This is a genomic window from Mucilaginibacter sp. UR6-11 (assembly GCF_020880695.1).
In the GTDB taxonomy this organism is placed as follows: domain Bacteria; phylum Bacteroidota; class Bacteroidia; order Sphingobacteriales; family Sphingobacteriaceae; genus Mucilaginibacter.
Map to the genome: position 1 here is coordinate 187,048 of NZ_JAJIWO010000007.1, position 13,857 is coordinate 200,904.

At 43.9% G+C, this 13,857-nt stretch carries 10 protein-coding genes; 4 read left to right on the forward strand and 6 right to left on the reverse strand.

Annotation, left to right across the window (positions count from 1 at the left end; translation table 11 throughout):
* The first annotated feature begins 56 nt into the window (after positions 1-56).
* Complete coding sequence (locus tag LJ658_RS16305; protein ID WP_230547600.1) at positions 57-1,238, forward strand: glycoside hydrolase family 27 protein; 1,182 nt, start codon at positions 57-59, stop codon at positions 1,236-1,238.
* 165 nt (positions 1,239-1,403) lie between these two features.
* Here the strand turns inward: LJ658_RS16305 and LJ658_RS16310 are convergent, their stop codons facing one another.
* The 5 genes from LJ658_RS16310 to LJ658_RS16330 all read right to left on the reverse strand — a co-directional run bounded on the left by LJ658_RS16310 (position 1,404) and on the right by LJ658_RS16330 (position 10,128).
* Positions 1,404-3,863 (reverse strand): glutaminase family protein, encoded by a 2,460-nt coding sequence (locus LJ658_RS16310; RefSeq protein WP_230547601.1) that lies wholly within the window; start codon positions 3,861-3,863, stop codon positions 1,404-1,406.
* Positions 3,864-3,999: 136 nt separating this feature from the next.
* Positions 4,000-5,715 (reverse strand): sialate O-acetylesterase, encoded by a 1,716-nt coding sequence (locus LJ658_RS16315; RefSeq protein WP_230547602.1) that lies wholly within the window; start codon positions 5,713-5,715, stop codon positions 4,000-4,002.
* Between the two features lie 90 nt (positions 5,716-5,805).
* Complete coding sequence (locus LJ658_RS16320) at positions 5,806-8,085, reverse strand: GH92 family glycosyl hydrolase (protein WP_230547603.1); 2,280 nt, start codon at positions 8,083-8,085, stop codon at positions 5,806-5,808.
* Positions 8,086-8,234: 149 nt separating this feature from the next.
* Entirely contained in the window at positions 8,235-8,918 is a 684-nt protein-coding gene (gene rpiA / locus LJ658_RS16325) for a ribose 5-phosphate isomerase A (RefSeq protein ID WP_230547604.1), read from the reverse strand.
* Positions 8,919-9,021: 103 nt separating this feature from the next.
* The gene (locus LJ658_RS16330; protein WP_230547605.1) at positions 9,022-10,128 is read right to left on the reverse strand and encodes a DUF2911 domain-containing protein; all 1,107 of its coding nucleotides are present in this window, start codon (positions 10,126-10,128) and stop codon (positions 9,022-9,024) included.
* A gap of 219 nt (positions 10,129-10,347) precedes the next feature.
* Between LJ658_RS16330 and LJ658_RS16335 the strand changes: the two genes are divergently transcribed.
* Together LJ658_RS16335 and LJ658_RS16340 are read left to right on the forward strand one after the other, a co-directional pair.
* Positions 10,348-11,364, forward strand: coding sequence for a sensor histidine kinase (locus LJ658_RS16335; RefSeq protein ID WP_230547606.1), 1,017 nt, complete (start codon positions 10,348-10,350; stop codon positions 11,362-11,364).
* Positions 11,361-12,071, forward strand: coding sequence for a LytTR family DNA-binding domain-containing protein (locus tag LJ658_RS16340; RefSeq protein ID WP_230547607.1), 711 nt, complete (start codon positions 11,361-11,363; stop codon positions 12,069-12,071). Before LJ658_RS16335 ends, LJ658_RS16340 begins: the two co-directional genes overlap by 4 nt.
* Positions 12,072-12,130: 59 nt before the next feature.
* On the opposite strand, the gene LJ658_RS16345 is transcribed toward LJ658_RS16340, so the two are convergent.
* Positions 12,131-13,297, reverse strand: a complete 1,167-nt coding sequence (locus tag LJ658_RS16345; protein WP_230547608.1) for a nitrate/nitrite transporter — start codon at positions 13,295-13,297, stop codon at positions 12,131-12,133.
* 136 nt (positions 13,298-13,433) lie between these two features.
* On the opposite strand from LJ658_RS16345, the gene LJ658_RS16350 reads away from it, so the two are divergent.
* Positions 13,434-13,820: a VOC family protein gene (locus LJ658_RS16350; protein WP_230547609.1), complete on the forward strand. Its 387-nt coding sequence runs from the start codon at positions 13,434-13,436 to the stop codon at positions 13,818-13,820.
* Positions 13,821-13,857 lie beyond the last annotated feature (37 nt).

The following is a 13,857-nucleotide window of genomic DNA, read 5'->3' on the forward strand; positions in this document are numbered from 1 at the left end:
TTAATTAAAATTTCCACGCCCTGTGGTAGCAGGCAGATCATATATTCACAAAAAAAATGAGAAAAACTATTGTAGCACTGGCGCTTACGGCGTGTGTGGCACTTTCGGCAAACGCACAGGATAAACCAATTACAACTGCCCCGCCGATGGGCTGGATGAGCTGGTTTCCGTTTATTGACAAGATAGATGAAAAAAAAATAATGGAAGTTGCTGACGCGATGGTAAAAAGCGGCTTGCGGGATGCCGGATATAAACTACTGCAACTGGATGATGGCTGGATGGCTGCCAAAAGAGATAAAGAAGCCCGGCAATATGCCGATACAAGCCGATTCCCGCATGGGATGAAGTATCTGGCCGATTACCTGCATGCACGTGGTTTAAAGATTGGGATATACTCATCTAACGGAATGCAAACCTGCGCTGGGTATCCGGGCAGCTATAATCATGAAGAACTGGATGCAAACACTTACGCGGCCTGGGGAATTGATTATTTAAAATATGACGCCTGCGGCGAAAAAGAAAAACACACCGACCGGGAGCTACACACCAGGATGAGCAAAGCGTTAAAAGCCACAGGCCGGCCAATTATGTTTGAGATCTGTATTTTCTCAAGCGGGCAAACACACCTGTGGGGTGCGGAAATTGCTGACATGTGGCGCACCGGCGGGGATATTGTAAAATTTATTGATAAAAATCCCGAAGTGACCTACAAAAACTGGTATGAAAATCTAAACCAGGTAGTAGGTAAAGAAAATTATGCCGGCAATGGCCATTGGAACGATCCGGATAACTTAATAGTCGATTATCCACGAAACAACAAACAAACTTACGATGAGCAAAAAGCTCAGTTCAGCCTATGGAGCATCGTATCGGCACCGTTAACTTTAGGTAATGATGTGCGTAATATGTCTGCCCAAACCAAAGCAATCTTAATGAATAAGGAAATTATTGCGGTTGATCAGGATAAAGCGGGCAAACCAGGCACACGGGTACTGGCCGATGAGCAAAAAGAAATATGGATTAAGCCGCTTAATGACGGCACCAAAGCGGTAGTTATATTTAATAAAGAAAACACTAATGCCATGTTAACGCTGAATCTTAAGGCCATTGGAATCGCCGGTAAAACAATGGTTAGAGATTTATGGGAACATGCCGGCAAGGGCACTTTCACAAATACTTATACTGCAAAAGTTGCCCCGCATGGTGTCATAATGATAAAGTTGACCGAACTAAAATAAAACTGCAAAACGTCGTTATAAAATAGCCTCCGGTTAAAGTAATGGTTAAACTGGTTTGTATCAGCTAAAACCAGGCAATTTCAAAATATACTTTGCCGGATATTACTGAAAAACAAAAGGGCCGCTATAAATTATAGCGGCCCTTTTTTACTTCGTATTTGTAAATTACTTTCCCGGGTTTAGCTTGTCATATAACATTTTCATGTAGTAACCACCAACAACGCTACGTGCCTGGAAACCGGTTTGTTTCCCGTTGGTCGTTTCGTGCCAGTCGCTCAGTGGTACGCGGCTTGGGGTTTCTAAAGCAAATTTGTAAACCGGCTTTACCAGTTCATCAAACTCTTTGCGGGTTGGTGCAAAGGTAGCGGTCCATAGTATCCAGTCTGATTTGGTATACGTTTTACGGCTATCCAAAGGCAAACCATATTCATTTTGTTTGCTCAGGTAGTATTTGGTTTCAGTGTCATAAACAGACTGCGGAAACAGATTCAAATCTAAAACTTTATCCCAAACGAGGTTATATTTCTGACTCCAGGTGCCCGGGTTCTCAAACGTTAATGTATAGTGATCTTTGTCGCCGGCCAATTTTTGCCATCTGCCTACCATGTCTTTTGCAATTGCACGATATTTTGCTGCAGTTGCCTTTTCGCCTAAAGCATCGGCCAGTTGGGCGTAGCAGCCAATACCTACAATAGCTTTTACAGATAAGTTTGCATTACGTGCCAGGTGGCCCGCAAAATCATCTGTACATAACTGGTTAGCCGGGTCAAAACCTTCCTTAACCAGGTAATCAACCCAGGTGGTCAATGTTTTCCAGTGCAGTTTAGCATAAGCCGGGCTACCCTGTGCCCTGCAGATAGCTGCCGTAAGGATAGTCATGTTGCCAGATTCTTCAACCGGCATGCCTTCGCCATAAGTTTGGCCGTTAGCATGTGGATAGCTACCCAAATCATGCGCCGCAAAATTATGCACAAATTTTCCGCTTTCGCTAAAGTAGAAAATACCATTTAACATACCTTGCATTAACTTAGGGTTGTAGATAAGGTACAACGGCGCTGATGGATAAGTTACGTCAACAGTATTAACAAAACCACCGCTAAAGTTTTCTTTAGAGAACCAAAGGATCTCGCCCTGCGGGCTTTTCACTAAAATATGTGCAGCAATACTTTGACGGTAGGCCAATACACAAAGATCAGCATAAGCTTTACCGCCTGATTTTAAAGCATCAGCATATAAGCTTTGGTTTAGGGCCGCGCATTTTTGCAATACAGAACCGTATTCGGTAGCGGCTTTTGCCAGCTGGCCTTCAATAGTTTCTTTGCCAGAGTTGTTCCACCAAGGGCGCAAGTTAGTTTTGAAGTATTGCATCGAGTAGATATCATCATAACCTATCTCAATAAATTTGGATACTGCAACAGCACCTACTTTACCAAACGGAATAACGGTGTTTAAAGCCAGACTGTTACCTTTAGTAACAGTTGTAGTACTGGCACCTTTACGGAAAGCTAAAACAGCTTCTTTAGCGCCGGTGATGAATTGTGATACCGCGGTTGCTTTTGGTGCAGCTACATAAACGTAACCCCAGTCGATACGTACGTCATCACCATTTTTTTGTAGAATAGGCTGCTCGTCAGTTCCGGCTTTTAATATGGATAAACCGGCAGTGCTGTATTTTGAAGCGGTAACCGCTTGTTTTGGCTGGTTAACAGCCAGATCAGTAGACGCACTAAAGAATACTTTTACAGCGTGTGTTTTTTTGTCGTTAGCTTTTACTTTGTAAGTGATGTATGATACCGGCCTTGACAACAAATTCAGGTCAGACAGGATTAACGGTGAAGTAAACGTTACATCTAAATCAATCTTGCCAACTTTAAAGCTGTAGATGGTTTGGGTAGCGTTGATGGTTACATTTTTCTGATCAGCTACTTCCAGTTCTTTGGTGATAGTTGGCTTTTCTTTGTCAACCAAACCAACGTCCGCACGCGAGCCGCCACCCGTGTTTACCACGTGCATAGCTATAATATTTTCGCCTATTTTTAGTTTACTTTTGTCGATAGGGATCATTTCATAACCCTTGCTTACACCTACTCTTGTAAATACTTTTTCACCGTTTAAGTATACTTCGATATCATCGTCCCATGACGTTTTTAACAGCAGTTTATTGATATCATCAGTTTGCGTAATATTAAAAACCCTTCTGATCCAGATATCTCTTGATCTCCACTTCAATTTATCGCCATGGGCGTCACCAATTGGCGACATACCTTCTTTCCACTCAGCATCTGCATATTGAGCCGAGGTCCAGTCGCCATCAGGCTTCGTTTCGGTATACTTTACGGCATAAGGTTTCTCATCTGATGCCGCTAATATGGTTTTGTATTGTTCAGGCTCTTTGCCTAAAAACCTATAATCGGTACCGTCAACATTTATAATACCGATCAGAGATTGCTCCGCGCCAGTCCAGTGCGTTGTAGTCGATTCGGCCAGTTTATCTGAGTTTGACCAAACACTAAAATAGGTGTTATGTGTAATCAACGGATAAGACGGAGCCTTCCGGTCCTGTGCTAACGTATATTGGAAACTTGTTAAGAGTACTACGAATCCAAATAGTAGATTTTTTTTCATGAATGTAAAAGTTTGTTTTTTTGTACAATTGGCATTATTTTACCCGTTTAGCGCCGGATAGAATAATTTGCTAAATTAACGGCATTTTATGCTAAAATCACTCATTTATTTTCAAGCTATAGCCAAAATAGCTCAATTAATTTTTTAATGGCGGCCAATCATCGGTACGGAACGGATTAGCAGGCAGGCCATCTTTATTATACAGATTACCCGGAGGGTTATCAGCCCAGTTATATCTTACTGCCTGGGGGTTTACCACCTCGTCACTGGTCACCACCACGGTCTTGCCTTTAATAACAGCCCTGGCCCAAACAAATTTATGGTCGGCACCGGCTATACCGAAACCTTTAAGTTCGGCACCATCGGTATTTACCACATCATCGCCCACCAAACCGGCGGTGACTAACCCTTTGTGTATTTCAGCAAAGCTGATGATAATCTGGTTGCCATTAATTTTCATTGACTTATAAACCGGGCCGGTCGCCACCACCTTTTCGCCATAAATGTTATGTCGCGCAACCAGGGCTAATCTGTTCCCCGGCACCAGTTTATTAATTGGATGGATATCAAACTGATCGCCGGCATCAATAATATTGGTCATACCAGTATTGGCGAGCGCTAAGGTTTTGGTTTGCGCTTCGCGTACCCAGGGCCAGTTATTTTCTGACGGTGTTACGGCCGGCTGCCTGAAGTTTGGTAATTGCATAAACAGGAACGCAAAATCTCCCTGTCCCCATACCCTGCGCCAGTCGGTTGCCATTCTCGGGAAAAGATCTTTGTATTCAATAGCGTCATCAAAATAATCGCCGTTGCTTTCGCCCTGGTACCATATCACCCCTTTTATGCCATACCCCACCAGCGGTGCAATAACACCGTTGAAACAGATGGTGGGTGATTGGTAGCCGCCCAGCGGGTCGGCAGGCGGTACCGGGGCTGGGCGAGACGGTTTTGGCCTCGGCGGCGCAGGTTTCCTCTCCGCTTTTGCCTGTGCCACATCGGCGTTCCATTTTTTTAGCGTATCGTTAAACGGCGTGCCAACCTCGGTGTTCCATATTTTTAGTTGATTGCGATAAAACTCCAATCGTTCCGGATAGATCGCTGTGGCAGTTTCAAAATTGTCTACCAACTTTTTGTGCGCATCAACATACTTGGTAAAAGCGGGACTTTGTTTTAAACCTTCGGCGGTTATCCAGGATTGTGCCGGCGTGCCGCCACGATAGCTGCCTATCACGCCCACAGGTGCGCCGGTTGATTTACGGATCTGTTGCGCGAAATAAAGCCCTACTGCCGAAAACCCGTGCCAGACGAAACCCCGGTCTGCCAATACCTCTGGCGAGCAAACCACCCATTTGCCATTCGGCGACCCGGGCGATTGCCTAGGAATATCATATAAGGGCTGTAACGACAAAGCCATCGGCACATAAAATAAACGGATCAGGCCATCTGTAGCTTTTGGGATAGCGTCGGCAGCATGTTTTTCGGTCTGGATGCCAAACTCCATGTTTGACTGGCCCGACGCCAACCAAACGTCACCTATCAAAATATTTTTATAGGTTAATGAAGTTGATTTGCCCGAGATATGCATCTCGTAGGGCCCGCCCGCCTTGTATGAGTTTAATTTCACCAGCCATTTTCCGTCCGCGCCGGTTGTTGTTGTATAAGTTTTACCTTTAAAATCTACCTGTACCTGCTCGCCTACTTCGCCCCAGCCGTACACGGGTACATTCATATTGCGTTGCAGCACCATGTTGTCGCCAAATATGGCAGGTAATCTAAACTGGGCAAACGTGGCATTGCAGCTTAGCAAAATAACAAGCGTGGTTTTGAATATAACAGCTATTGATTTTTTCATTTTAGAAGGCAAATTGGTTTATAGTGGATTTATTAACCCCGTTCATCAAATATAGAAAGCCCCGGAGTAACGGGGCTCTTAAGTGTCGTTTTAATTTACAGTAGCTACCGACATTGATGGCGCGGCATCGCCCGGCGCACTGCCCCAGCTTTTGTTAGGGCGTGATCCCATTACCAGTACCAGCCTGCCACCTCTTACAATATCGCTGTTGTTCATCCATGGTTTATTCCAGGCTACGCCATTTAAAGTGGCCGACTGGATATATTTATTGGCTCCCGATACGTTTTTAGCTTCAATGACAAAGGTTTTGCCTCCGCCTACATTAATGGTGGTTTCCTGGAATAACGGACTGCCAATATCAAACACCGGCCTGCCGGGGCATTGCGGGTAAAAGCCCATAGCGTTAAATACGTACCAGCTTGAAGTAGCACCGCCATCTTCATCGCCTGCCAAACCTTGCGGGGTTACGTCATACCAAAGGTCCATCAGCTGCCGCAGGCGGCTTTGGGTTTTCCAGGGCTGGCCCGCATAGTTATACAGGTACGGGATATGATAAGCAGGCTCATTTCCCTGCGGGTACATCCCTACCAAACCCGTCATATCCGGGAATTGGCCCAAAAAAGCAAGTTTATCCATAGAGTGGCCGGTAGAGAATAACTCGTCCAGTTTATCCACAAATGCCTGGCGGCTACCCATCAGGTTAATTAATCCCTGGATATCATGCTGTACGCTCCAGGTATATACCCATGAATTACATTCGGCAAAGTAACCTTCACCAGCAAAGCCGCCCGAATATTTGGGATCGAACGGTTCAACCCAGTTACCATCGGCGGTTTTTGGCGCCATTAAACCAATGGATGGCTTATACAAATTTTGATAGTTATGAGCGCGTTTCATAAACAGTTTATAGTCATCAGTTTTGCCTAAAGCCTGCGCTATCTGCGCCAGGCACCAATCATCATAACAATGCTCAAGCGTTACGGACACTGATTGCCGTCTGTGCCATGAGTCAACCTCGGGCACCCATTCTTTAACCTCCAGCGTTGGTGTCCACCTAACCTGGTAAGGCAAGCGGTTGTACATATCTACCGGTTGTTTTTCGTCGGCGTCAGCCCGTATGGGTAGCGCCGGATAAAACCCTTTATCATAATAGCATTGCTCCAGCTCGGTAGTATGGCCGGCATCTCTCCAGGGGATCATGGTTGCTTCCATAGCGTTTTTACGCATGCCTGCATAGGCCTTCTCTACATCAAAACCACGCAGGCCCTTAAAATAAGCCTCTACAATAACCGATGTCGAATGATTACCAATCATAGCGCCCGAACTTGGCAACCAGCCGGTTTGCTCGTATACTTTAACGAAATTCTTAATTGCTTTTATGGATTCCTCGGGCTTAATCAAATCCTGCAACGCGTAAGCGCTGCGGTAGGTATCCCAAACATTACCCATGCGCAAAGCGCGGGTACGATAAAGTGTACTGTAAAATATGGCTCTTTGTCGCTCGGTACCGCCTTTAACTTTTATCAGGCCCAATTCGGTATTCCAGCGATCTTTTGCTTTGTTTTTTATTTGCCCGAAAGTAGATTTGCCGATTTCTTTATCTATGGTTGCTTTGGCGTCGTCAACGCTGATTGATGATATACCGGCCTTTAGTTCGACGGTTTGCACCTGCCCTGCCGATGCTAAACTTAAATAAGTACCAATGCCTCTGCCGCTTTTTGATTTAGTTGCTGATTGCGCATCGTTTTCCCAGGTACCAGATGATGATCCGGGTTTGCTTAATTCGGCGTAGAAATATCGTTTCTCTTCATTGGCGCCGCGTCTCCCGCCGCCCGTAGTTGAACCCTGGATAACCTTGTCATTCTTTATTTCGACATTGGCATTGCCCTGTAAACTCAGCAGCACATTTGTTGCCTGGCCCGCCGGGATAGTAAATCTAAAAATGGCCGTATTGTCGGTCATTGTGTACTCCGTGTTTATGTTTGGATCCTCCAAAAGCGCCTGGTAATAATAGGGCGTAGCGGTTTCCAGGTCATGGTCAAACTTTGACGCGTTTGCTTTGGCGCCAAGTTTTAACTCGCCTTTATTAATCATCAAACTACCAAAACCCAATGGGAAACCATAGATCTTATCTGCTAAATAAAGATCTTCCATTTCCGGTGTAAAAGCTGGAAAAATCGCCATGTTACCACCCGGCACTTTTATTACCGGCGACGTACTGCGTGTTTTTGGATTGATGGAGCCGATATACAGATTAACATAATCGGCTGGAGATTTGCCGGTAGCGATAGCTTTATTGCCGGTTTTATGTTGGGCAAAAGTTGTGGCGCACACCGCAAAAAACGCTAAAAAAGTAAATTTTAGTTTCATAATAGTGGTTTACCGTTAAAAAGGCCGTTTATTTGGGTTTAAACGTATTGGTATTCAATACTATGAAATTTTCATTACTTATAAAAAAGCGGCAGGTAATTGTTTTGATACAATACCTCTCTCCGGCCTTTAAAAAAAAATTGGAATCCCTAACGAGGTGTAAGTATTTTTGTACCGTCCGGCCCGGCTATGATAGCTTTGCCGGCTATCCCTAAAAATAAGGAATGTTCAACCACGCCGGTTACCATTTTTATATTATTCATTTTATCCAAAGGCATGAATTCTACAAAATATACATCCAGCAGATAATTGCCGTGCTCTGTAATCACCGCGCCATCCTTTTGAGTACTGATACGCATGACGATCTTTGCCGTTGGGATATTTTTATCGAGCCATTTAGTCACCAGATTAAGCGCTGTAGGCAAAACCTCTAACACCAACGGATAGGTTGTATCCAGTTTTTCTACAGATTTTGCCGCATCTCCTATCAATATAAACTCATCGGCCAATAATGCCATGACCTTTTCGGAGGTATGGATGCCACCTCCGCACTTAAGTGCGTTTAGCTGAGCATCAAATTGATCGCAGCCATCAAAGTAAATATCAATATGTTTTACATGGGCGTTACCTTGCAGCCTGAACCCATGATCAGTTACCAAATTAGCAGTTTTAAATGACGATGTTGCAAATGTCAGCGAAGAGGCGAGCTTACTATCGGCGGCTATCAGGGACAATAAATTAGCAATGGTCGACCCAGCCCCTACGCCAATGGTTTGCCCGGGCTTTATCAATTGTAGGGCGGTCTTGGCGGCTTCCATTTTGTAATCTGTCATAGTAATACGTTTTTATTGGCTAATATCTGTTAATTATCAGCAATAAAAAAGCGCCTGCAAATTAATGCAGGCGCCCTCAAATAAGACACTATTATCTGATCTTTTAATTGATGTCTTTGCCGTCCTGTAGTGTTTTTACCATTTTTTCTACAATATTTTTATTGGGGAGGTTTGGTGCCTGCGCTAATGCTTTTTGGGCGTATGTTAACGCTTTTTTATAATCGCCAATAGCTGAGTATCCCCTGGCCATACCGGCATTAGTTATAAACTGATCAGGATAGCGGTCATAATCTATCTTAAATACTTCAAGCGCCTCTTTGCCTTTTTTGTTTTTGGTTAAGTTGCGCGCATAAAAATACAGCTCATTTTGCGTGCCGTAAGGTAATGCCTTTTTCATGGCCGCTATAGCTTCGGTGCTACGGCCAAGGCTGTCCAGAACTGTGGCTTTAGTGCTCCATGCCTGGAAGCTGCGGTTGCCGCCGAAATTTACGCTGGTGGCGGTATCGGCCCACATCAACGCCTGCTCAAGGTTTACTTTATTTTGGGCGCAGAACAGTGCGGCCTGATCCCATCCCTCCCAGGTAAACCCTTTCTCGCTGCGCAGCTCTTTCCTAAAAATTGCCAGTTGGTTGCCAATCGCGTCAACTTCTACTTTAAAAGGGATAATTAGTTTCTCCCACTCTAACTGGATAGTGGCGCTGTTGTTAGTTTGGTTAGTAAACTCGTAACGTAACCATTCTACGCTTTTGTCTGCTGAAACAGGTTTTACTTTTACACGTAACGCGTCTTCGCTTTCGTCATAAAAAAAGGTGCCCCATGAGGTTGAGTTTTTAGAGAAGATCAGCGTGCACTCATTAGGGTCGTAAGCGATAAAGAAACCATATCTGCCGGCGGGCAAAGTATGTCCGTTAATCTTTACTTCGGTTGAGAAAGTGATATTGGTACTTTCGTTTGATCCGGCCCTCCACGGGGCTGCCTTTGAGGTACCAAAGCCCTGATCTACATAACCAACCGGAACAAGTTTCCCCCAGATCTGCCCTTCGCGGCCGTTAACATGCGGGCGGTTGTAATTAATAGTAACATCGGTTAAGCCAATTTGCTCATATACGGATGCACGCTTGTTGCCGCCATTGGGGAAGGCCGTCATTTGCGCGTGTGCGGTAAGGGTAACAAAAGTTGCCATAAAGCAGGCAGCAAGTAATTTTTTCATATCGTGAAAGTTTAAGTATATCGCTTTTCAGTAATTATTAATTAAAGCTTGTTTTTAATAAGCAAACTGTCAAATCATTTCAACACGTAGTGCTTTATTTTAAATGATTGCCGCAAAACCATCAACGGCGCAATTATAAAAGGTTGTGTAACTATTGAATAAACCGGGTAGTTTGTTTAAAACAATTGGGCAAACTCAAAAAGCTTTGTAGATTTAAAAATGAATTTTATAAAGAACATGGCTATCACCACGCGCCTGCAATGGCTCATCTGGATAGCCGTCTTCCTAATCCTCTTTTTTTCTGTGTTGCCTATGGATGGATGGATTTACGCCTTCATCTTCGCGCCGGTTAGCGTGGCATTTTACCTCTTGGTTATTTATGGCAATATCCTGGTGCTTTTTCCGCGGTTTTATCTGACGGGTCGTAAAGTCCAGTATGTTATTTATGTGATCATTATGCTGGTGGGTGGCGGGCTGGCACGCGGTTATACCACCCATTACCTGTATAATAAATTGATTGCCACCAAGCCGATGACAATGGCAGCCAGTGATCTGATCTATGTTATTGTAACCGGGTTTTTGACTTTCCTGCTCAGCTTTATCTTCAGAATAGCTATTGCCTATTTTGATCTGAAACAGCAATCAGAAAAAATAATGGCGCAAAAAAGCCAGGCAGAACTTGACTTGCTAAAGTCACAGGTGCAACCCCACTTTTTGTTTAATACATTGAACAATATTTATTATGAAGCCTATCGCGAAGCTCCAACAACCGCTAAATTGATTGAAAGGCTGTCAGACATTATGCGGTATTTTGTGGACGAGAGCCCGAAAGATCAGGTTGCTATTACTACCGAAATCCAGTTTCTGGAAAACTATATCGCCCTTGAAAAAATCCGCATGCGGCATGATCTTGACCTCGCATTCGTGCAGGCCTGTAACTCAGAGTTACGCATCCCGCCCATGTTGCTGATGACTTTTGTGGAAAACATTTTTAAGCACGGCATAGATAAATCAAGCAGCGACAACAAAATTGAATTATCATTAATACAGGATGACAGCTATTTAGTGTTTGAAACTGTCAATAAGATACACCCGGCATCGGCAACTGCCGAAACAAACGGCTTCGGCATAAAAAATCTGGAAAAACGTTTGATACTGTTGTATGGCAATACATTTGAACTGCATACCAGTAAACACAATAATTTTTTTACGGCTTATTTAAAGGTCCCGCTATGAGTTTAAGCTGCCTTATTATTGATGATGAACCTAACGCGGTAAAATTGCTGGAGATACTGATCGGGCAAAATACTAAATGGACCGTGTTGGGAAAATGCTATAACGCGCCCGAAGCATTGGCATTTTTAAAAGAACAAAAACCAGACTTTATTTTTCTGGACATTAACATGCCGCAACTAAGTGGCATGGAACTGGCCAGCCTGTTACCCGGGGATATTAAAATTGTGTTCACTACGGCCTACTCAGAGTATGCTGCCGAAAGTTATACTTTTGAAACTATCGACTATCTGTTAAAACCCATCACCCTAAAACGTTTTTTAGCGGCAATGCAAAAAATAGAGGGTTATTTTGCCAGCCGCGACTCAAATGGAAAACCTGCTGTACCAATAACCGACGAGTATTTTTTCGTAAAATCGGGCAAGGTACTGCGTAATATCTTACTGGCAGATATTCAATATTTTGAAGGGGAGAAAGAGTATGTACGCCTGGTAACGCCTGCCGAGCAGATCTTGATTTATCGCCGGTTAAAGGATATTGAAGAACAGTTGCAAGCACCATTTGTACGGGTGCATAACTCTTATATCGTTAACACCAAACAGATCAATAAGATCCAGGACAACCATATTTACGTAGCCAATAAACAGATACCGATAAGCGAAAAGTTTAAGGATAACTTCATGCAGGTTATTCAGCAGCGGATATTTTAGCAGAATTGAGTTAGGGCGACGGTGATTTTGCTCCTGACGAGTAGAATTTATAAGCGGATTTAGTTTTCATTATCTTTTTTTATTAAAGTAAGCAAACCAAATACCGGGCCTATGGCCAACAACACATAAATATAGTGCGCATTTGCCGCGCTACGCAAAGCATTAATTAATTGTATACTGACGATGGTAATTGCAAAACCAACGCTGTTTACAATAGTTAATGATGATCCCTTAGATACCGCCGGAGCATTTTGAGCGATGAGCGTTGAGAACAATGGCGAGTCGGCGATTACGGCTATGCTCCAGATAAAGAGGAAAATAATGAAGGCTAGCTCAGCACTATTGAATAGTAACAGCGGCGATATCACACAACAAATGCACGAGATGAATAAAGCCAGGGTAGCGATTTTTTTTGCGCCAAAGCGCTGCGACAACAAGCCGCTTGCAATACAGGAGATACTACCGGTGGCGATGACCAGGAAGGACAATAACGGCACATTAAATCCAGCAGTGGGATAGCGGTCCTTATAAGCTGTTAATATTACGGGTATAAATACCCAGAAAGCATACAGCTCCCACATGTGGCCAAAATAACCGAAGGCCGCGGCTCTGAATTTACTGTCTTTAAATCCGCTTAAAAATCCGGTAAAGCTTAGCTTTTGGCCATGCTTGCGGCCTGGCCCGTCGGGCACTAACAGCAACATGGCGCACCCACCTAAGGCTGAGAGAATGGAAGTTGAATAGATCACGTATTTCCACGGCAGGACAGCGATCATGCTTTTTAACAAATGCGGAAAAGCGGTACCTAAAACCAGCGCCCCTACTAAAAATCCTAATGATTTACCCAATCCCTGCCGATAATGATCTGATGCTATTTTCATCCCCACCGGGTAAATTCCCGCCAGGAAAAAACCGGTTGCAAAACGGCATAATATCAATAACCAGGCGTCAATGCCGGCAATACCGGCACCCAGATTAATCACTGCAGATATAAGCGCACAGCAAAAAAAAACTTTAACCGGCGAGAACCGGTCGGCTATGCCAAGTATGGCAAATACCAGGGTTCCGGCGATAAAACCCAATTGTACTGCGCTGATCAGGTGAGCCAGGTAGGTTGGCTCCAGCTGCAATTGTCTGGCTATATCGCCCATAATAGCGTTACCCGCAAACCATACAGAGGTGCAGCAAAATTGCGCTATAACGATGGCAGGTAAGATTCTTTTCATCAATGGTGCCGGCAAATATCAATAAAAAAACCAATTGTTGATCGGGCTGTTAATGTCTTGTATGCCCTTTACAATTGGCTCTAATAACCATTACGGCTCACCTCAAAGAAAAGTAACTTAGCAAAAACAAAAAATCATGTTTAAGGATTCAAAAGCATTCAGCAGTTTTTCTGTAAATGATTTACAGGCAGCTAAAAAGTTTTATACCGAAGTTTTAGGTTTAGAAGTATCCGACAATCCAATGGGGATAATTGAGCTGCATATTACAGGCAGCAACAACATCATGGTTTATCCAAAGCCCAACCATGAGCCAGCTACTTTTACCGTACTTAATTTCCTGGCGCCGGATATTGATAACGCGGTTGACGCGTTGATTGTAAAAGGTATTGTATTTGAGCAGTATGACCAAGAATATATGAAGACGGACAAAAAAGGCATTGTGCGCGCCAACGGCCAGGGCCCAAACATTGCCTGGTTTAAAGATCCGGCAGGTAATATTTTATCGGTAATTGAGGATAAATAGTACGCTTTACTTTCGCGTTAACGGGTATTAAAAACGA

Coding starts and splice junctions, on each gene's coding strand:
- LJ658_RS16350 (WP_230547609.1), top strand. CDS start 13,434: ATGTTTAAGGATTCAAAAGCATTCAGCAGTTTTTCTGTAAATGATTTA.
- LJ658_RS16315 (WP_230547602.1), bottom strand. CDS start 5,715: ATGAAAAAATCAATAGCTGTTATATTCAAAACCACGCTTGTTATTTTG.
- LJ658_RS16335 (WP_230547606.1), top strand. CDS start 10,348: ATGAATTTTATAAAGAACATGGCTATCACCACGCGCCTGCAATGGCTC.
- LJ658_RS16305 (WP_230547600.1), top strand. CDS start 57: ATGAGAAAAACTATTGTAGCACTGGCGCTTACGGCGTGTGTGGCACTT.
- LJ658_RS16330 (WP_230547605.1), bottom strand. CDS start 10,128: ATGAAAAAATTACTTGCTGCCTGCTTTATGGCAACTTTTGTTACCCTT.
- LJ658_RS16310 (WP_230547601.1), bottom strand. CDS start 3,863: ATGAAAAAAAATCTACTATTTGGATTCGTAGTACTCTTAACAAGTTTC.
- rpiA (WP_230547604.1), bottom strand. CDS start 8,918: ATGACAGATTACAAAATGGAAGCCGCCAAGACCGCCCTACAATTGATA.
- LJ658_RS16345 (WP_230547608.1), bottom strand. CDS start 13,297: ATGAAAAGAATCTTACCTGCCATCGTTATAGCGCAATTTTGCTGCACC.
- LJ658_RS16340 (WP_230547607.1), top strand. CDS start 11,361: ATGAGTTTAAGCTGCCTTATTATTGATGATGAACCTAACGCGGTAAAA.
- LJ658_RS16320 (WP_230547603.1), bottom strand. CDS start 8,085: ATGAAACTAAAATTTACTTTTTTAGCGTTTTTTGCGGTGTGCGCCACA.